The 20,455-nt window shown below is 56.3% G+C and carries 15 protein-coding genes and 3 pseudogenes; 2 read left to right on the top strand and 16 right to left on the bottom strand.

Translation table 11 applies throughout. The features are described 5' to 3' along the window. Positions 1 to 85 precede the first annotated feature (85 nt). Positions 86 to 241, top strand: a pseudogene (locus tag AB4O16_RS20170) (chromosome segregation protein SMC); the annotation flags it as partial. Between the two features lie 148 nt (positions 242 to 389). Here AB4O16_RS20170 and AB4O16_RS20165 read toward each other — a convergent pair. From AB4O16_RS20165 to AB4O16_RS20110, 12 genes are all read right to left on the bottom strand, one after another. After that, the gene (locus AB4O16_RS20165) at positions 390 to 836 is read right to left on the bottom strand and encodes a helix-turn-helix domain-containing protein (protein ID WP_460155653.1); all 447 of its coding nucleotides are present in this window, start codon (positions 834 to 836) and stop codon (positions 390 to 392) included. A gap of 1,105 nt (positions 837 to 1,941) precedes the next feature. Further along, the gene (locus tag AB4O16_RS20160) at positions 1,942 to 3,168 is read right to left on the bottom strand and encodes a carbohydrate porin (RefSeq protein WP_460155652.1); all 1,227 of its coding nucleotides are present in this window, start codon (positions 3,166 to 3,168) and stop codon (positions 1,942 to 1,944) included. Positions 3,169 to 3,779: 611 nt separating this feature from the next. After that, entirely contained in the window at positions 3,780 to 4,877 is a 1,098-nt protein-coding gene (locus AB4O16_RS20155) for an aldose epimerase family protein (RefSeq protein ID WP_460155651.1), read from the bottom strand. 11 nt (positions 4,878 to 4,888) lie between these two features. Next, positions 4,889 to 5,854: an L-arabinose ABC transporter permease AraH gene (gene araH / locus AB4O16_RS20150; protein WP_460155650.1), complete on the bottom strand. Its 966-nt coding sequence runs from the start codon at positions 5,852 to 5,854 to the stop codon at positions 4,889 to 4,891. Positions 5,855 to 5,872: 18 nt separating this feature from the next. Continuing rightward, positions 5,873 to 7,387, bottom strand: coding sequence for an L-arabinose ABC transporter ATP-binding protein AraG (gene araG, locus AB4O16_RS20145; RefSeq protein ID WP_460155649.1), 1,515 nt, complete (start codon positions 7,385 to 7,387; stop codon positions 5,873 to 5,875). Between the two features lie 86 nt (positions 7,388 to 7,473). After that, complete coding sequence (locus AB4O16_RS20140; protein WP_460155648.1) at positions 7,474 to 8,475, bottom strand: substrate-binding domain-containing protein; 1,002 nt, start codon at positions 8,473 to 8,475, stop codon at positions 7,474 to 7,476. 70 nt (positions 8,476 to 8,545) lie between these two features. Beyond that, on the bottom strand, positions 8,546 to 9,364 hold the full coding sequence (locus AB4O16_RS20135; RefSeq protein ID WP_460155647.1) for an SDR family oxidoreductase: 819 nt from the start codon (positions 9,362 to 9,364) through the stop codon (positions 8,546 to 8,548). A gap of 50 nt (positions 9,365 to 9,414) precedes the next feature. After that, positions 9,415 to 10,305 carry an SMP-30/gluconolactonase/LRE family protein gene (locus AB4O16_RS20130; protein ID WP_460158078.1) on the bottom strand — a complete coding sequence of 297 codons (891 nt, stop codon included), beginning with the start codon at positions 10,303 to 10,305 and terminating at the stop codon, positions 9,415 to 9,417. Between the two features lie 28 nt (positions 10,306 to 10,333). After that, positions 10,334 to 10,597, bottom strand: a complete 264-nt coding sequence (locus tag AB4O16_RS20125; RefSeq protein WP_460155646.1) for a hypothetical protein — start codon at positions 10,595 to 10,597, stop codon at positions 10,334 to 10,336. Positions 10,598 to 10,689: 92 nt separating this feature from the next. Then, complete coding sequence (gene dgoD, locus AB4O16_RS20120) at positions 10,690 to 11,838, bottom strand: galactonate dehydratase (RefSeq protein ID WP_460155645.1); 1,149 nt, start codon at positions 11,836 to 11,838, stop codon at positions 10,690 to 10,692. 47 nt (positions 11,839 to 11,885) lie between these two features. Beyond that, positions 11,886 to 12,506: a 2-dehydro-3-deoxy-6-phosphogalactonate aldolase gene (locus tag AB4O16_RS20115; protein WP_460155644.1), complete on the bottom strand. Its 621-nt coding sequence runs from the start codon at positions 12,504 to 12,506 to the stop codon at positions 11,886 to 11,888. A 19-nt stretch (positions 12,507 to 12,525) separates the two neighbouring features. Continuing rightward, the gene (locus AB4O16_RS20110) at positions 12,526 to 13,518 is read right to left on the bottom strand and encodes a 2-dehydro-3-deoxygalactonokinase (protein WP_460155643.1); all 993 of its coding nucleotides are present in this window, start codon (positions 13,516 to 13,518) and stop codon (positions 12,526 to 12,528) included. 543 nt (positions 13,519 to 14,061) lie between these two features. Between AB4O16_RS20110 and tnpC the strand changes: the two are divergent. Beyond that, positions 14,062 to 15,111 (top strand): annotated as a pseudogene (tnpC, locus tag AB4O16_RS20105) (IS66 family transposase); the annotation flags it as partial. Here the strand turns inward: tnpC and AB4O16_RS20100 are convergent. From AB4O16_RS20100 to AB4O16_RS20085, 4 genes and pseudogenes are all read right to left on the bottom strand, one after another. Then, on the bottom strand, positions 15,108 to 15,737 hold the full coding sequence (locus AB4O16_RS20100) for a SagB/ThcOx family dehydrogenase (protein WP_460155642.1): 630 nt from the start codon (positions 15,735 to 15,737) through the stop codon (positions 15,108 to 15,110). The pseudogene tnpC and the gene AB4O16_RS20100 overlap by 4 nt on opposite strands. Before the next feature lie 749 nt (positions 15,738 to 16,486). Beyond that, positions 16,487 to 18,442, bottom strand: a complete 1,956-nt coding sequence (gene acs / locus AB4O16_RS20095; protein ID WP_460155641.1) for an acetate--CoA ligase — start codon at positions 18,440 to 18,442, stop codon at positions 16,487 to 16,489. Positions 18,443 to 18,520: 78 nt separating this feature from the next. Next, positions 18,521 to 19,351 (bottom strand): methyl-accepting chemotaxis protein, encoded by an 831-nt coding sequence (locus AB4O16_RS20090; RefSeq protein WP_460158077.1) that lies wholly within the window; start codon positions 19,349 to 19,351, stop codon positions 18,521 to 18,523. Positions 19,352 to 19,378: 27 nt separating this feature from the next. Continuing rightward, positions 19,379 to 20,404: pseudogene (locus tag AB4O16_RS20085) on the bottom strand (HAMP domain-containing protein); the annotation flags it as partial. Positions 20,405 to 20,455 lie beyond the last annotated feature (51 nt).

Genomic DNA, 20,455 nt, shown 5'->3' with positions numbered 1-20,455 from the left:
CAGCGGATCAGCGGATCAGCGGATCAGCGGATCAGCGGATCAGCGAAATGGAAAGTCTCTAAGCCGCTCTGGTTTAATATGAAGCGGCACCACAGAACCCCGAAACGATCGAGCAGCCAGCAGCGACGCACAAAAAGCTGCGAAAAATCTCGCTAATGCCGCTGAGCAACATCGTCGCCAACAACTGATTGTTACAGCGCTAGAGCAGAAGCTAAACACCGTAGACCAGCACATTGCGAAATTGCACTCCACTTGAACACCAGTTTGCATTTGTTCTGACCAGTCTTTTGCATTGGATTTAACCAACCACGCTTTGTAACCATGATCGGCAGATAACGGCCAAAAGTGGACGCTCATAGAATGCTGCGCTGCCTGGCCTGAGAATCCATTTAACCTGCTAAACGACTGCCCGTAGTAATGTAATAAATGTCAGCGCCCAAGGAATGTATGTTAGCCAAATAATCAGCTTTTGGGATTCGCACTCCTCGCTCATATTTATACTGAGCATCGAGATTCACGCCGCCAACGGCTCCAAAATGTTGTTGGGTCATCTTCAGCTTGACCCGCTCCTCACGTAACCGACTGCCAATAGTGCTTGGGCCTGTTCCGACAGCTTCCGCTGACGCCGGCCTGGTCACGATTGCCTGTTTATAAGCATCATCAATTTCTGAAATGATGTCCTGAACAGCCTTTAACGTGTCCCGAATGCGCTCGACAGCTTCTAGGCCACCAAATTTTTTAACGATGGTCAGTACCCCTTGCAGAGCCTCCTCAAAGCCTCGTTGGTTAGCGTGCAAGCGTTCAATTATTTCTGCTAATGAATGCTTTGTTGGCATCCCGCCTCCTCATGTGCATGAGACGGAATGCTATCAGTACCTAGGGAGGAAAAGTGATCGCGGCACTCGGCCGCCGTCTTAATTCATGGCCATTGGATAGGCATTGGCCGCTGAAAAGGTGGATCTTGTGCCTGAGTTTCTGCTTGATGCTGATATCAAGGAACCTCTCCGGAATTGGAAAATGTCCTCTTTGGGTCGTTTTCTGCCCCTAGCCAAGGGCCGCAATCGGCCATAGCGGCGTGTCGAAATTGTAAACTATTAGAGTTCGAGAGCCCGCCTTGCCAGCTACTCGGTGGTGAGCCGGTCAGATAGCAACTGACAAAGCGAGCCTATAAACACTAGTTCAGTCAAAAGAAATTGCCAATGCAGACAGCGCCGTGTGTCACTGCTGGCCGATTTCTGCCTGTCGCCACCGTCCGCTTTGGGTCGCTTTCAGCCGGACATGGCAGGCAGTCCCTCGCCCCTCAGCCCCAATGATAGAATCATGTTTTGAAAAAGGAGTTTCATCTGTGGAGGCTGGAAAAAAGAGTTGCCCCTATTGCGCGGAAGTCATCATGGCTGAAGTTATTTTATGCAAACTGAATCGCCCCCGAAATCTTAGACTCTCGATGAGCGCTTCTGGGGACCGATAAAGGAGGTAGGCTTGTTAGTTCAAGATGAACCTGTATCTAGCATCAGCGACAGGCCACTTCCGGCCCAAAGTGTGTAAAAATGTGAAATTGGGTTTTCTATATCGACGCTAAGAGACCATGCTCACGTTCACAAACCGATCAAGGTCACGACTAGAGAACGAAAGGACCGCTCAGATCACTATTTACCTATCCACTGATAGCTTAGGGGCTTTTCGCTTATCCCGCAGTAAAAATTCACACCCCTAAATATTTTCGAAGGGCTTATCAAGAATACATATATAATAACTTTGAGTGAAAAAAACTTCAAATTACGCTACCAAATTATACTTGCAGCCAGTCGTTAAACAACCATAAGGCTGACTGTGACTAATGCATGATGCCCGCCCAACGTAAGTTATCCGTTGGACGGGCCTCGTGCAAGCATTGCCGGAAAAACTAGCGTCAGCCTGCAAAAATAGCGTATTCGTACAGCATTACTTCCACCAATACTCGACCTGAACTCCTACGTTGGAGCCGTTAAGCGCTTTGCCGAAGGCACCAGTGTCAGAAAGAGCCGATCCCGGCGATTCGGAGCTGGCAGCACGCTGTGCCGCCTCATTCCAACTCGCATACGTATAATACAGCCGAATTTCCGGTCTATCCCAGAAACCTGTACCCTTCGGTGACCAAGTTGGTGCGATCGTGTATTTGGATAGCTTGCGAGTACCATCGGCAGCATCGACTTGATCGCGCCCTACCTCCGTGATTAGCTTGAATTGTTCGGTAAACGCGTATATGGGCCGAATCCCTATGGATAACCAGTTCAGGTCGTTACCCGCCGTGCGAGTGTCCTTTTGATAAACAATTTCAAATTGTCCGCTGAACGAGTGAGTTACTTGCCAATCGAAAAACTCGACAATCCTCCAGCTCTTATTGCTCTCATCTAAGGTTGAGTCGCCTGTATAGCCCAGTGCAGTGCCTGGACCTCGACCGTACTGAACGGCGAATTTGTTCACACCCCCCAGGAATGCGATTTGTTTGTGCTGGGCCGTCAACGACCAGCCCTGATGAGTATCTTCGCGACTAGGCTTTTCGAGATAGTTAAGGCCAAGCTGAACTTCACCCCCGGGGTTGGTCTTGAACCCGCTGACCGTCACATCATGACGGGTAACAAAGTCCTTTTGAAAAACATTGTCTTTACGCGAGAATACGTAGCTGTATTTCAGATCTCCAAGGGCGACTTGATCGAAGCCGAATCCGGTCGCGCTTTCATTCCAGTAGTAGAAGTCGGAGATATGGATATCATTTCGATTATAGAAACGACGCCCAGCCCAAAAAGACCCGCCGTTCAAAGCCGGCATCTTGCTCCACTCTGCATAGAGTTGGTTCATCCGCGTAAACCCATAATCACCATCAAACTTCAGTTCATGGCCATACTCGTTATAAAATTGCGTCATTCCCTCTACGCTTACCACTGACCCATCATCTAGCGAAAGAAGGTCCTGCCGCAAGTCCAGTTCTAAATATTGCTCACATTCGTTACCTAAGCGGTATTTGGATTGCGCACCAGGCAATTTAAAACACGACTGCCCCCCGCCTTTAGTCGAGTTACCCACTCCGGCTCTATAATAACCACTAAAAACCGCCGAGTAAGCATCATAAGGATAAAACCCAACAGTTAAGGATGCCCCCAGAATCGCACTTAAAGCTTTAATTTTCATTCATAACCCCTTCGTTTTTTGTCGTTGTTAAATAAGGTAGATAAATCGAAAACCAAGTTACATCTGCACGCGAAGCCTAAAACGCGCGCAGTTACACGAACTCTTAATAGTCCCGACTAAATTAAAGGCAAGGTATGGCCAAAGCATAAACTTTCAAAAACAGGCAAGTTAAACCGTGCAAGGTGACCATCAGGCGCTAAGATTTTATCTACGCACCTCGCTCACAGCACAGAACCATACCCAGTCGACTGTAACTTTTTACCCTTGTGGCCGTTGTTTTACGCCGTACGTAGCTTCGCAGGCGCACTTAAACAATCGCCTTTAATTAGGTAGGTAATAGCCCCTTTGCTTGGAGTAAGTTGACCGCTGACGATTTTTATTAAGTGGATTCATCAGCGCGCCGAGAGGAAATTTCCGCTACCGTTCCAAGACGGACTATGATCGCCAGAACCCACCTAGGACCAAACGATTCTATTAGCTGCGACCTCGTAGAGGATTGGCGCGCATAAATAGTGCTTACAATTCTTTTGTTTCCTTTAAGGGTCTACGAAAACGAAAGCCACTGCAGCCACTCATTTAAATCTTCAACATGACACTTTCAGGCGAGCAGCTCACACCGCCGAGAATCTCATTAACGTGGTCTGGCGGTAGACTTCATCCGGCTCGAGCCGTGCGCGAGAAAAATCGGGCTGATTGATTCCATTGGGACAGTTCTGGGCCTCCAGGGTAAAACCAGCCCAACGCGAATAAGGTTTGCCCGCCTTACCGTGAGCACTGCCGTCGAAAGTATTGCTGGTATAGAACTGCACCCCAGGCTCGGTAGTATACAACTGCACTCTTCGACCACTCTGAGGATCATAGATATCGGCGGCCAATTTCCTCAGATCACCCTGAGCATCCAGTACCCAGTGATGATTGAAGCCCTGCTGCGTTGCACCGCCGATACGCAATTGCCGATGGTCATCACCGATGTGCTGGCCGATCGGCGTGGCCCGACGAAAATCCATCGGCGTACCGTTCACAGGCGCCAACTCACCGCTGGGTATCAGTTGCTCCGTCACCGGCAGGTAGCGGCTGGCGTACAGCGTCGCCACCTGCGAGAGGATGTCGCCGTTACCCGCGCCGGCCAGATTGAAGTAAGCATGCTGAGTCAGGTTGAGCACCGTCGGTGTATCGCTGACCGCCTGATACTCGATGCGCAACTGGTTGTCATCGTCGAGGCTGTAGGTCACCTGAGTCCGCAGGTTGCCGGGAAAGCCCATCTCGCCATCGACGGACAGGTAGCTGAGCCTCACGCCGACCCAATCGCTGCCCTGAAGGGGTTGCGCCTCCCAGACCTTCTTGTCGAAACCTTCGGCACCGCCATGCAAGGCATTGACGCCGTCATTTAGCGGTACCTGATAAAGCCGTCCCGACAACTCAAACCTCCCTCCCGCCAGACGATTGGCATAACGCCCGATAAGCGCTCCCAGATACAACCCGTGATGCCGCTGGTAGCCCTCGATATCGTCGAACCCGAGCACCACATCCTCGAAGTGCCCGTTTCTATCCGCAACCAGAAGCGCCTGAAGAATGCCGCCGTAGGTCAGCACACTGGCATGCAGGCCATGACGATTGCCCAGCAAGTACTTGTGCACCGGCGTACCGTCATTCAGATGACCGAAGATACTTTGTCGACAGACCAGTTCCCGCACTGGCGCACTGTTCATCCGCAGCCCCCTCAGCGTTGTTTGAGGCGGTCGATGATCACCGCCACCAGGAGAATCGAGCCGCGAATGACATACTGGTAAAAGGTGTCGATGTTCTTCAGGTTCATCGCGTTCTCGATGATCGCCAGAATCAGGACTCCGGCAATCACATGACGGATCAGCCCGATCCCGCCGCTCAGGGATACCCCGCCCAGCACACAGGCGGAAATCACCGTCAGCTCGAAACCTTGGCCAATCATTGGCTGGCCTGAAGTCATGCGCGATGCCAGGATCACCCCGGCCAGCGCGCCGATCACCCCATGCACGGCAAAAATGATGATCTTGGTCCGATCGACGTTCACGCCGGCCAGCACAGCGGCTTCCTGGTTGCCGCCGAGGGCCATGGTGTTGCGTCCGTAGGTGGTGTAGTTGAGCAGCCAGCCGAAGAACATGAAGCACAGCACGGTGATAAGGATCGGCACCGGCACGCCGAACGCCTGCCCGTTGCCGAAGACGAAGAAGCCTTCGTTCATCACGCCGACGGCCTTGCCGTTGGAGAAGATGTAAGCCAGCCCGCGCACGATCTGCATGGTCGCCAGGGTGGTAATCAGAGCGTTGACCCGTAACTTGGCGATCACGATACCGTTGATCAGGCCGACGCAAAGCCCCATGGCCAGCGCCGCCGACACACCGAAAAACACGCTGTCGGTATCGCGAATGACAATACCGGCTACTACCCCCGCACAGGCGATCACGGAGCCGACCGACAGGTCGAAGTGCCCCGAGGCCAGGCAGAACAACATGGTGCACGCGGCAATCCCCGTGGTGGAAATCGCCAGGCCCAGGCCGCGCATGTTCAGGGAGGACATGAAGTTATCGATCAACAACGCGCAGAGCACGAAGATGCCCAAGGCAGCGAGCAGCATCACCCAATCATCGAAAAACTTGCGTTGATTGAGGCCCAGCCAGAATGAATTTGTTTTTTTAACCTGTGACATATACACCTCAATGGAGTTTTAGTCCCGCGAACGCGGGAGGGCCAGTTGCAACAAGCGCGCTTCGTCGGCCTCGCTGCGTGACAGTTCACCGCTAATCGCCCCTTCGCTCATGATCAGGATTCGATCGGAAATCCCCATGACCTCCATGAGATCGCTGGACACCACGATCACGGCGATACCCTGCTCGGCGAGGTGGTGGATGATCTGGTAGATCTCGGCCTTGGCCCCGATGTCGATGCCACGAGTCGGTTCATCGAGCAGCAGCACCTTCATCGGCATCGACAGCCAGCGGCCCAGAATGGCCTTCTGCTGGTTGCCGCCGGACAGGTAGAGGATCGGTTGACTCGCCGAAGGGGTGCGGATGTTCAGCGCTGTGATTTGCCGCCGGGCGTTGTCCCGCTCCCAACCGCCGCGGATCAGGCAGCCGAAGCGCGCGTGATGACTACGGGCGCTGATATTGATGTTCTCCGCGACACTGGCGCGGGGCACGATGCCTTCCTTCTTGCGATCCTCTGGACACAGCAGCACACCCGCCGCAATGGCATCACGAGGCGATTTGAACACCATCGTCTGATCATGCAGAACTAGGCGTCCGGCCTTGCTGCGGGACAGGCCGGCCAACAGCCGCAACAATTCAGTGCGCCCGGCTCCGACCAGGCCGAACAACCCGAGTATCTCGCCCTTGTTCACACTGAAACTCGCCGGCTCCAACACTCCTGGCCCGAGCAGCCCTTCGACCCTCAAGGCCTGGCCGCCTTGCGGGCGAGGGCGGTAATTGTAGACGTCCTCAATGTCGCGCCCCACCATGCAGCTCACCAGCCGGTCGACGCTCAGCTGCTGCATGTCCTCGAAGGTACAGACAAAACGCCCGTCCTTGAACACCGTAACCGCATCGCAGATGCGGAACACCTCCTCCATGCGATGCGAGACATAGAGAATCACCCGCCCCTCATCCCGCAGCCGGGCAATGATCACCATCAGCCGCTCAATCTCCCGCGCCGATAGACTGCTAGTGGGCTCATCGAAGGCAATCACATGGGCATTGCGCGACATGGCCTTGGCGATCTCAACCAGTTGCCGCTGGCCCAGGGATAGGCTGCCCAATCGAGCATTGGGATCGATCTCGTCGGCCAGCCCCTTGAGCAACTCCCGTGCCCGCTGCACCATCGCCCCGCGATTGATCACGCCCAGACGCGAGGGCATGTGCCCCAGCAGTAGGTTTTCGGCCACCGTCATTTCCGGCACCAGTTGCAGTTCCTGATGGATCACCGCCACGCCGTGGGAAATGCTCTCGGCCGCCGACCTGAAACTCATGGTCTGCTCGCCAATCTGCATGTTGCCGCTGTTGGGCGAATAGAACCCGCCGAGGATTTTCAACAGGGTCGACTTACCCGCGCCGTTCTCGCCCATCAGCGCATGCACGCTGTGGGGCCGAGCCTCGAAACTGATCTGCGCCAGCGCCCGTACTCCGGGAAATTCCTTGCCGATACCGTTGAAGCGCAAGCTCGCAGCCGCCTTCGATTGTTCCAACATACCTTATCTCCTGCACCAGGCCGCGCGATGTGCAACCAATGGGATGGACGTCAGGCGCAAGGTCCGTACATTGCGCCAGCAGAGAATCATTTCCACAGCCCAATCCTGGTTAGCTCTTGCTGGAAGTTGGCACGGGTGATCAAAGTCACGTTGTCCAGAGCGGTGTATTTGGCGGGCTCCTTACCGGTGCTGACCCACTCAAACATCTGGCTGGCGGTTTCATAACCCGAGGTATCGGGGCTCAGTAGCATTGAACCGAAGAAGCCGCTATCGGCCTTTTTTAGCTCACCGATGGCGTCCGTGCCGTTGATGCCGACACCAATCACGTTCACCGCCTTAAAACCAGCGCTTTCGGTGGCCCGCACACCACCCAGCACGGCGCTGTCGTTCATGCCGCCGATGATCAGGTTCTTCGCCGTGTCCGGCAGCTTGACCAAGGCCGAGTTGGTGGAGTCCATGCTGCCTGGTACGTCGAGGGTTTTTTGGGCGGTGAACAAGATATGGTCCGCCGGCAGGCCTGCGGCCTTGAGCGCGTCCGCCGAACCGTCGGTGCGCTTCTTGCCGGTGTCCAGCTCGTCGAAGGTGTTGATCACCGCGTAGGTGGCGCTCAAATCCCAGCCGCGTTTTTTGGCTTCATCAGCCATGGCAGTACCTTGCTTCTGACCGATCTTGAACGCCGCCAAGCCGACGTAAGGAACGTCCTCCATGGGCTTGCCCTGGGCATCGACAAAGCGGTCATCTACGGCCATGACCTTCAGATCGTAGAGCTTGGCCTTAGCCATGATCGCCGGCCCCAGAGAGGTGTCCGACGGGCAGATGACGAAACCCTTGGCGCCATTGGCGGCCAGGGTGTCGATAGCGGACAGGGTCTTTTCGCCATCGGGGACGGCGATTTTGATCACAGTGAAGCCCTTGTCCTTGCCAGCCTTTTCGGCAAAGGCCCATTCGGTCTGGAACCAGGGTTCCTCGGCCTGTTTGACCAGAAAGCCGATCTTAACTTCTTCGGCCGCAACCCAACCGGTGAAACCACTGGCGGCGACCAGCGCTGCGGCGCAGGCCAGAGAGTGGATTTTGCGCTGAATAAACATAAGTTGCCCTCTTGTTGTTATTGGTTTGTTACGTACGAAAAAACTGCCCCACTAAGCGGCCGGATGGGTGTTATTCGTGATAAAGCACTGAGCGGCCGCCATCGATCATGATGCAGGTGGCATTGATGAACGGCGCCTCATCCGTCGCAAGGAACAGCGCCGTCATCGCCACCTCTACCGGCTGACCGATACGTCGTGGCGGGTGCAGATCGAAGGCCCGTTGACGTTCAGCTTGGGGGTCGTCGAAACCGTTCCAGTAATCGACATTGAGCTGGGTTTCGATGTACCCCGGTGCAATAGCGTTGACCCGGATACCCTTGGACGCGTACTCGATACCCAGCGCCCGCGTCAGCCCGAGCAGGCCATGCTTGGCCACCGGGTAGGGAAAACAGCCCGGAATGATGTGGCTGGAATGGGTCGAGGCGACATTGATGATGTTGCCGATGCCCTGCTCGATCATGTGTGGCAACACAGTGCGGCAACCGAACCAGGCGCCGTCCAAGTCGATGGCGAAACAGCGTCGCCAATCCACGTCGCTCATCTCCATCGGGTCGCAGAACACGTTCACGCCCGCACAGTTGACCAGCACGTCCACGCGCCCGAAACGCTCAATGGCTAGGTCCACCAAGGCACGCCATTGCTCTTTAGAAGTAATGTCCACGGCCTGGGCATGCACTTGAGCGCCACGCTCACGCCAGCGGGCCGCCACACGCTCGACTTTCTCACCCTGAATATCGCCAATCACCAACCGCGCCTGTTGAGCCTGGAAGCAGGCGACAATCGCCTCGCCGATACCTTGGGCTGCACCGGTCACCACTACAACTTTGTCTTTCAGCCGGTCACCGTACTTGGGCTCCGGAACTTCGGGTAAAAATAGCGATTCAGCCATTACAAATACTCCAGTAGGTAAGGTAACGGGCACCTTGGGTAAGTATTACTTCAGCCCGTAAAGCGCTGACAGGACAAGCCTTTCACCCCGACTTGGGCCATCAATAACGCACCGTCCAGCGTCGAGTCTTTCCCCCCCTCAATGCTCGCAGGCCGGGCGCTGGTGACGTAAAGCGTGGATAAATCGGCCCCCCCGAAGACGCAGCTAGTGGGGTACTGGACGGGTAATTCGATCTCCCGATCGATCGTGCCATCGGGGGCATAACGGATCAGGCAATGACCTCCCCAGCGGGCATTCCAGACGTAGCCCTGGCTATCCATGGCCGAACCGTCCGGCACACCGCGCGTGGACGGTTGCGCCCAGAGGCTGCGCGCCCCCAGGGAGCCATCAGCGTTGATGGCATAGCGATAGAGTTGGGCATCGAGGCTGTCGGCACAGTAGAGCTGGCTGCCAGTGAAGTCCCAGAGCAAGGTGTTGACGATGCCCTGCCCCTCCAGCAGACGGGTGACGCGGGCATCCTGATCGACCCGGAACAGGCCGCCTGAGCGCCGGGTGATCGGCAGGTCGCCGCCGTCGGCGGCCAGGTTATTTTGCATGCTGCCCAGCCACAGTCGGCCCTGCGCATCACAACGAGCCTCATTGGCTCGATTGCCGCTAACGGAGTCGGCCACACAGAACAAGGTCAGGGCCGGATGCTGCGACGGGGAGTCGAGGTCAAGTCGATAGACCCCACTGATCAGGGTCACCAACGCATCACCGCGCTCGCACGGAATGAACGCCGACACGGCTTCGGGCAACTGCCACTGCTGGTAACGCCCCCGACTCAGGCGGCAGGCCAGACGAGTGGCGATATCCACCCAGTACAAAGTCTGGGTGGGGTTATCCCAGAATGGGCCTTCCGCCAACATAAAGCGCTGATCGCTCACCGGTCGCCATTGCACGTCAAGTTCTCTCGTGTGATCCATGGCCTTACATCTCTATCCACTTGAACTTGCAGAACAGAGATACGTCGGACAGCGCACCGATTAGCGCCAGCACAGCGATATCGGTAATGACCGGAACGATGGGATCATCGCTAACCAGCGAGCCCATGACGATCGGCGCAGCACTCAACAGGTTGCTGGGGACCATGTAATTGATCGCCACAGTGATTAGCAGCAACACCATGATGAACGAACGTTTACGGCTTGGCGGCACGAGCGACGCCTTCTCGGCGAAAGTTTGGGGGAGCATAAGCAGCCTCTTCTTATAATTATTGAGGGCGTATGTATTGATCGCTTCCCCCACTTTGTATGGGGGAGATCAATGCAATCACTAGCAGTGGCTTACCATTCGGCAAAGCTACCGTCGGCATGGCGCCAGATCGGATTGCGCCAGCGGTGGCCGACGGCCGCGCGTTCGATCACGTATTCCTCATTGATCTCGATTCCCAAGCCCGGGCCATTGGGGATTTTCACGAAGCCTTTGTCGTAGTCGAACACTCGCGGATCTTTCACGTAGTCGAGCAGGTCATTGCTCTCGTTGTAGTGAATGCCAAGGCTCTGTTCCTGGATGAACGCGTTGTAGCAAACCGCGTCCAGTTGCAGGCACGCCGCCAGCGCAATCGGCCCCAGCGGGCAATGCAGCGCCAGCGCCACGTCATAGGCTTCGGCCATGTTGGCGATCTTACGGGTCTCGGTGATGCCACCGGCGTGGGACGCATCCGGCTGGATGATGTCGACGTAACCTTCGCTGAGCACACGCTTGAAATCCCAACGGGAGAACAAGCGCTCGCCGAGGGCAATCGGTGTGCTGGTCAGCGGCGCCAGCTCCTTCAGCGCTTCGTAGTTTTCGCTGAGCACCGGCTCTTCGATAAACATCAGTTTGTACGGATCGAGTTCCTTCATCAGCACCTTGGCCATGGGCTTGTGTACCCGGCCATGGAAGTCGACGCCGATGCCGACGTTCGGCCCGACCGCGTCCCGCACGGCGGCAACGTTGGCCAGGGCCAGGTCGACTTTCTCGAAGGAGTCGAGGAATTGCAGCTCTTCGGTGCCGTTCATTTTCACCGCAGTGAAACCACGACTGACCGCCTCTTTCGCGGCGCGCGCGGTGTCTGCCGGACGGTCACCGCCAATCCATGAATACACACGAATCTTGTCGCGCACCTGACCGCCCAACAAATTACTGACCGACACGCCCAAGGCCTTGCCCTTGATGTCCCACAGTGCCTGATCGATACCAGCCAGCGCGCTCATGTGGATCGCGCCGCCACGGTAGAAGCCACCACGATAGAGCACGGTCCAGATATCTTCGATGTTGCGTGGGTCTTTGCCGATCAGGTAGTCAGACAATTCTTCAACGGCTGCCGCAACGGTGTGAGCGCGGCCTTCGACCACGGGCTCGCCCCAACCGGTTACGCCCTCGTCGGTTTCGACCTTGAGGAAGCACCAGCGCGGCGGAACGATGAAGGTGGTCAGTTTGGTGATTTTCATCTTCTTTTCTCTCTTATTAGATGCAGTGCTCGCAGCGCCAAAAAGTCTTAGCGGAAGGCTTTCCAGGCAGCAACGTAGGCCTTGGCGTTAAGCGCTACTTCATCTGAGGTCATGCCCGGTTTGAACAACCCGGAACCGAGGCCGAAGCCTTTGACTCCGGCGTCGATGAACATCTGCATATTGTCCGGGGTGATCCCGCCAACCGGCACCAGAACGGTTCCGGTCGGCAGCACCGCCAGCCAGGCTTTGACGACGGCGGGCCCCATCTGCTCGGCCGGGAACATTTTCAGCACATCAGCCCCTTCGGCCAAGGCGGTGAAGGCTTCATTCGGCGTGGCAACGCCCGGCGACAGGAACAACCCCGCTGCTTTCGCTGCGAGCAACACCTTGGCATCGCTGTGCGGCATGACGATCACCTGGCCGCCAGCGGCTTTCACCTGCTCGACTTGCTCCGGTGTCAGCACCGTGCCGGCGCCAATCAGGCAATCGGCGGGCAAGGTGCGGCGCAGGATGCGGATGCTTTCGTACGGTTCCGGTGAATTGAGCGGCACTTCGATAACGCGAAATCCGGCGGCGTACAGGACTTCGCCGATGGCTGCCGCTTCTTCCGGGCGCAGGCCGCGCAGGATCGCGATCAGGCCATTTTGCGCCAAGGCGTGTTTGAGCATGTCAGACCTCCAGTCAGGTTTAACGGGATAGGTTGGAAGTGATCAGTCCGGCGGCGAGTGCCAACTGCCACAACCCGCGTTCGGTGGCTTGTTCGGCCAGAGTCACCCGGGCAAATCCGCAGGCGTCGAGGGCCCGGCTGTAGCGGGCACAGAGTTGGGCATTACCGATGAGGACGATCGAAGGCAGGTGCACGCTGTTGCGTCGACGCCGCTGGGTCGTCGCCAGCGCCGACAGCTCATGACCGATCAACAAGCCCGACAGATAATCCGCTTGGGCCGTAGCGCTCAGTTCGCCGGTCAGTCCGAGGCTGCGGGCACTGAACACCGTCGACAGCGGACCGGTCTCGCCGTCCGCTGACAACGCCACTTGCACCCCACGATCAAAGGCCTGGCCATCGAAGGACGCGCCTTGCTGCTGGGTGCGCCCCAGAATGCTGTGTTCGCTGAGCACGGCGAAGATTTCGCCGGTCATGAAGGTATCGAAATGCACGATGCAGCCGTCGGCCACTTCCACCCATTTCGAATGACTGCCGGGCAGGCCGATCAACAGATCTTTGCCCGCCTCGCTCGACAGGGTTTGCAGAACACCCAGGACCTGGGTTTCTTCGCCGCGCATCACATTCGGCAAAGGCGAACGCTCGATGACCCCGGGTACGATGTGCACATCGACGCCACGCCGGCTGCGCACGGTTTGCAAGGAAGTACCGAGAGTGGCGACGTTCGCCGGCGTGTCACGGTAGGCCGCTTCGCGCCAGCCTTGAGCACTGCCGACCATGCCACAAGCGATCACCGGCAAATCAGGCTGCGCATCGAGCCAGTCACCGCAGGCCTCATCGAATGCCAGTTCAAAGCCGTCCGCGCATGCCTGACCGTTAATGATTCGCGGCGTCCGGGGCAGCTGCATGATCCCCGACGACAGTGAACGCTGTTCGAGCAAGTTGCCATCTGCGGCGAGTTTATAAGCACGTAATGAGGTTGTCCCCCAATCGAGCGCGATCAATTGCGCATGCATCTCTTCACCTGTGAGTTGTTTTTGGCAGTGACTGCGTTGAACTGAGGACGGGACTATAAAGAGCACCGAGCATAATCTCAATATGTATTTTACCGTCCCATATATAGGGATAGTATGATTTGAATGCATTGATCTAAATCGGCGTAAGAGACGGCCTTCATAGAACATATTTACAGTGAGAGGCCGGACACCCATCTAGACGTGAATGCTCGCTAGATAGAGGTGCCTATCGGTGCCGCCATCTCTTTAGGCTTGGCCAGTGAAGGTGCCATCCCGGCCATTTTCGGCCATAGCCCGCTGTCGGATGAACTAAGGCGAGAACTGGATCAACGCGGCTCGCAAAGCCTGTTTATTCAGGTCGAGCTACGTGACGAAGAGGCTTGTCGCGCTACTGTCGCCAGCGTGCAGAGCGCTTCGGCGCATCGACGGACTGGTCAACAACGCCGGGGGCATCAATGGCGTCGAGCTTTAAGCCGGGCGTTCGGCATTCGTCGAATCGCCGGAAAAAAAACTGATCCATTACTACTTGATGACGCACTTGTATGCGATGCATGCGAAACGCTGATCCAGGCACCTGTTCCGGCGCAGGTCATTGACAAGGGCATCCCGACTGCAGGGTTACTTGCGCACGTCATGATCGCGAGATTTGCTGACCATCTGCCGCTTCACCGTCAGGAATCGATTTTTGGTCGGGCAGGCCTTGCGATCCCTCGCTCCACCTTGGCTCAATGGGTGGGTATGACGGGCGTGCAGTTACAGCCGCTGGGCGATGCACTGCGTGACGTGGTGCTCGGGCAGCAAGTGATTCACGCCGATGAAACACCCGTACAAATGCTCATGCCGGGCACAAAGAAAACCCACCGTTCCTATGTTTGGGCCTGTGCAACCAGCCAGTTCTGCGCAACAGCCGCTGTCGTTTACGACTTCAGCCCCAGCCGCGCCGGCGAGCATGCTCGCAACTTTCTGTAAGACTGGAAGGGCAAACTGGTGTGTGATGATTTTGGTGGTTACAAGGCCAGCTTCGAACTCGGCGTGACCGAAATCGGTTGTATGTCTCATGCGCGGCGCAAGTTCTTTGAACTGCATGCCACGAACAAGAGCACGCTTGCCGAGCAGGCCCTGCGTTACATCCAACTGCTTTACGAAATCGAGAGCGAAGTCCGCGATCTGGAGCCGGATATACGGCGCCAAATACGGCAAGAAAAAGCCGTACCGGTGATAAATGGGCTGCATGCCTGGATGCTCGCCCAGCGTGACCTCGTGCCCGAAGGTTCAGGCATCAGCAGAGCACTCGATTACAGTCTGAAACGCTGGACAGCGCTATCGCGCTACCTGGATGACGGCGCCGTAGCTATTGATAACAATTGGTGTGAGAACCAAATCAGGCCATGGGCTCTTGGGCGCAAGAACTGGTTCTTTGCAGGGTCATTGCGCAGCGGCAAACGGGCAGCCGCGATCATGAGTCTGATCCAGTCGACGCGGCTAAATGGACATGATCCGTACGCGTGCCTGAAGGATGTGCTCACACGCCTGCCGACGCAGCGGGCGAGTGAGATTACGGAGTTGCTGCCGCATCAATGGACGCGAGCTTAGCAACAGAAGTTATCGCCTTCAGAACTCGACGAAAGAGCATGTCCTACGCAGAAAAGTGCAACTGGAAAAGTTGGGGCCTCAAGCTTTAAGGTCTTGCCCATTTTCAAGTCATCAAAACCCATCACTACTACCCCGCCTAGGCCAGCCGCCGTGGCGGACAAATACATATTTTGAGTTACTGCCCCAGCTTCGAAATCAACGTAGCGAGCCCCTCTTAAACCGTCAGGTTGCTGATCCGCGAAATGACGAATTGCCGCTTCTCGGTTGGCGACAATGGCGATAACGGCAGGTGCGTCTTCGAGCCACTTTTCATCGCCTAAAGCCGCTGAGTTTAATGAGCCTTCGTCAAGCACATCGCCGGAGCGAGAGAGCTTCCCTGTATCCCCGTCGTATGTGTATACCCCTGGTGTCAACCCTTGCACTCGACGTACCACCACGATCAGTCCAAGTGGATGCAGGGCGTGGGCCGATGGTGCAGTTCGTTTTCCGTCAGGAGACGTATGACCTTGTCCAGCATGCAGCAACGTCTCCAAACTGGTTAAAGAAAGCGGGTGTTCTCTGAAAGATCTAACACTCCGCCTGACAGACAGGAGGCTTTTCAATACGGCTTCATTTGGAGTATCCAACAGTTTTTATCCTTGCAAGGTTTTCATCTGACCACAACAGACCTGCGCACCCAAAAATGAAACAATTTCACAGCTGCAATCACCGCTATGGGGCGACGCTGATCACGTCCTGCTCAGAGCCCAAGGCCGCGATTAGATAACGCTTTGGAGAATAAAAGTTAGGTTCAGATGCTTTCAGGCAGCCACTCCAAGGATTGTCTTCACCGCACGTGTTCACCATCCGCTTACCTACGTCGCACGTAACTGGCGTCTTGGAGTGGTCGGAGGTTTTGGTACGGTAGCGTCTTACGGTCTGGCGCTTTGGGCAATGACGGTTGCGCCTATCGCTACAGTTTCTGCTCTCAGAGAAACGTAGATTCTATTCGGCGTAGTTATCTTTGCGTTAGTACTGAAAGAGCATCTATCGCGTGTTCATCGTCGTTGCATGCGGGGCGGTTGTGTTACGTTTTGGCTGAACCTATGTGGTTGGGCAGAAACATACGGACTACTTTCGTCTGTTCAAATATCGAAATACCGGGAACCTTCAGGTTAACAAGCCAGTTTATGTAAAGATCCGGGGAATGTGGAATCGAGATACGGCTGGGCCGCCTCCAGATTAATAAAATCAGCGGACTGATCTCCACTATAGAACCCGACTCTGCGGCCGGGTTCTAATTGAAATTACCGAACAAGTCACCTTAGGTAAATACAAACTATGGCGAAATGATTTAGTCAGGCTAGCGGGCAGCGCATGGATGAAGCCTGAATGATTAGGCAGCACTCATGCTGCGATGCGTGTCGATCAGCCGCATTACCACTCCCGGATCGGCCAGGGTGGAGATATCGCCCAATCCATCGTACTCAGCGGCGGCAATCTTGCGCAAAATCCGCCGCATGATCTTGCCCGAACGCGTCTTCGGCAGGCCCGGCGCCCACTGGATGACATCCGGCGAAGCAATCGGACCGATCTCCTTGCGCACCCAGTTTTTAAGCTCCAGGCGCAGTTGCTCGCTAGGTTCTTCGCCATTTTTCAGGGTGACGTAGACATAAATACCTTGCCCCTTGATGTCATGCGGCACACCGACCACCGCGGCTTCGGCAACTTTCGGGTGCGCAACCATCGCGCTTTCGATCTCGGCGGTGCCCATGCGGTGGCCGGACACGTTGAGCACATCGTCCACCCGACCGGTGATCCAGTAGTATCCGTCGGCATCACGACGCGCACCGTCACCCGTGAAATACATGCCGCGGAAGGTCTTGAAGTAGGTATCGACGAAGCGGTCATGGTCGCCATACAGCGTACGCGCCTGGCCTGGCCACGAATCGAGTATCACCAGGTTGCCTTCGGCCTCGCCTTCGATGATGTTGCCCAGGTTGTCCACCAGGGCCGGCACTACACCGAAGAATGGACGAGTGGCTGAGCCCGGCTTGAGTGCGATGGCACCTGGCAATGGGCTGATCAGCACACCACCGGTTTCGGTCTGCCACCAAGTGTCGACGATCGGGCAACGCTGTTGGCCGATCGTGTTGTAGTACCAATTCCAGGCTTCCGGGTTGATCGGTTCACCGACCGAACCCAACAGGCGCAAGCTGCTGCCATCCGCGCCTTTAACGGCAGCGGTGCCCGACGCCATCATCGCGCGGATCGCGGTCGGCGCGGTGTAGAGGATGTTGACCTTGTGCTTGTCGACGATCTTCGCCACCCGGGTGATGTCCGGATAGTTCGGCACGCCTTCGAACAGCAGCGTGGTCGCGCCATTGGCCAGCGGGCCATAGACGATGTAACTGTGGCCGGTGACCCAGCCAACGTCAGCGGTGCACCAGTAGATTTCGCCCGGACGGTAGTCGAACACACGTTCGTGGGTCATCGCCGCATACAGCAAGTAACCGCCGGTGGTGTGCTGCACGCCCTTCGGCTTGCCGGTGGAGCCGGAGGTGTAAAGGATGAACAGCGCTTCTTCGGCGCCCATTTCTTTCGGCGCGCACACGGTACCCGCCACTTTCATCAGGTCCTCGTACCAGACGTCGCGATGCAGGTTCCACTTGATGTCGCCACCGGTACGCTTGCACACAATGACTTTCTGGATGCTGCTGGTTTCCGGGTTGGTCAGCGCATCGTCGACGTTGGCCTTGAGCGGGATCTTCTTACCGGCACGAATACCTTCGTTGGCAGTAATCACCACTTTGGATTTGCAGTCGATGATGCGACCGGCCAGGGCTTCGGGCGAGAAACCACCGAACACCACCGAGTGAATCGCGCCGATCCGGGTGCAGGCCAGCATGGCGACCACGGCTTCGGGGATCATCGGCATATAGATAGTCACCACGTCGCCGCGGTGCACATCCTGGCCGCGCAGGGCGTTGGCGAACTTGCAGACTTGTTCGTGCAGCTCGCGGTAGGTGATGTTGCGGCTTTCGGCAGGGTCATCGCCTTCCCAAATGATCGCGATTTGATCGCCGCGCTCGGCCAGATGACGGTCGAGGCAGTTGTAGGAAACGTTCAGGGTGCCGTCGGCGAACCATTTGATGTCGACATGGTGATCGTCGAAGGAGGTTTGCTTCACTGTTGTGAAAGGCTTGATCCAGTCGAGGCGCTTGGCTTGCTCGCGCCAGAAACCGTCCGGGTTGACGACCGACTGCTGGTACATGGCCTTGTAGGTCGCCTCGTCAGTCAGCGTGTTAGCCAGGACCTCGGGACGAACGGGATATAGGGAAGCCGCACTCATCTTTCTTACCTCGGTGGAATAGTTGTTTTTGTGAGCTGTTGCGGGTGGGGAATACAAACAATCGGGCGATTGCGAAACTCAAATCCGGAAGCGACTGAGCAGTTTGTCTTGCTGGCCGACGTGGTCCACCATCGCTGAGCATTGGTGAACCTGCTTGTCCGCACTGACGGATACTTCAAGACTGATATCGCGGATGTTCGTCGTGTTGCGATTGATTTCCTCGGTCGTGGTGCTCTGTTCTTCAGCGGCAGCGGCAATCTGCAGGTTCATGTCATTGATGCGAAAAATCGCCTCTCGTATCCGTTCGAGCGTGTCATTGGCTGCATCGGCATCGCCGGCCGTCTTGCTGGCCGTGTCGCGACTCTGCTGCATTCGTACCTGTGCGTGTTTTACGCCCGTCTGCAACTGGTCGATCATCTCGCGTATTTCCTGGGTGGATTGCTGAGTACGCAAGGCCAGTGAGCGCACCTCATCAGCCACCACCGCAAATCCGCGTCCCGACTCACCCGCGCGCGCCGCCTCGATGGCTGCGTTGAGCGCGAGCAGATTGGTTTGGTCGGCGATACTGGTGATGACCGCCACGATCGATTCGATGCGTTGACTGAGCGTGGACAATTCATTGATGGCATGACCGGTGTCGTCCATCTCGCCAGCCAAACGCTTGATCGCCCCCGTTGATTTGGAGACCAGGGCCACCCCGTCTGCGGTTTCCGCGGTGGCAACGATCGCCGCCTCGGCAGCGGCTTGAGCATTGCGCGCCACGTCCTCGGCGGTCGAGGCCATCTCGGTCATGGCGGTGGCGAGTTGATCCAGTTCCTGTAGTTGAATCTGTACGCGATTGGCGGCCTGGTCCGCTTCACATGACGTCGCGGTGGTGCTCGCGCGGACTTGTTGCGAGCTGTTTTTCACATCGCCAATGAGTGTTTTGAGGTTCTGCAGGAACTGATTGAACTCACCGGCGACCAGCGCAATTTCATCATTGCCGACCACGGGCAATTGGCGGGTCAGGTCGCCTTCGCCGCGATTGATGTCGGCCAGCGAATCCTTGAGTTGATCCAGGGGGCGGAGTAGCCGTCTAACCAGCAGCCCCAGCACTAACAGGCTAAGCAACACACCCAGCCCGGTACCGATGACGGCTCGCCAACTCAGAGTGTGAGCTGCAGCCATGACGATGTCCTGATCCAGGACCACTCCGATGTACCAATCCATTCCCTTGAGATCAGAGAGCGGAATGAAGGACACCAGGAGGGACTTTTCACCGCTGCGGACCTCCTGAAGCTGACTGTCGAGAGGCAGGACGTTTCCTGCGAACAGCTGGCTGTAGGACTTGCCGTTCAGTTCAGCGTCCGGGTGGGAAATGATGTTGCCACTTTTACTTAGCAGGAACGCATAACCAGCTCCACCGAAATCCAATGTATTAATGGCATCGGCAACTTTGGTCAGGCTGATGTCACCGCCAAATACCCCGAGCACCTGACCTGCGTCGCTGATCCGCGCGACTGTCGAGATGAGAATTTCACCCGTAGTGGAATCTTTGTAGGGTTCGGTTAAAACGGCTTGGTTACTGACCTTTCCGGCCGCGTACCAAGGGCGGATGCGACCGTCATAATCAGGTTTTGGATTCCAAGTGGCCGTGTTCTTGATGGGTTTTCCATCAGACTCAAGGGCGCCGAATACCAATTTGAATTCATCTTTCAGAATGGGTGAATCGATGATTCGTTGGGTCGTCTGCGCACTGTACTGGCGGTCGATTGCTTGGGATGCCAAATCCATCAGACGTAGTTTGCCGTTCAGCCAGTTTTCGATCTGACGTGCCACGGCATTGCTCGATTCGGAAATGCTCGCCTCTACCTGGTGACGCAAAATCCTACGTATCTGCTCTACCTGAGCCAGCGATAGAAGACTGGTCGTCACAAACAGCACGCAAGCAGCCACAAGGCTCACCTTGTAACGGATTTTCATCGAGGACTCCAAAGGATCGATCAAGGGGAGCAGGGCATCCAGTCCTTGAAT

This window comes from Pseudomonas sp. S2_H10 (assembly GCF_054668285.1).
Note: the sequence above shows the minus strand (reverse complement) of the source record. Positions and strands in the feature narration are given on the sequence as shown.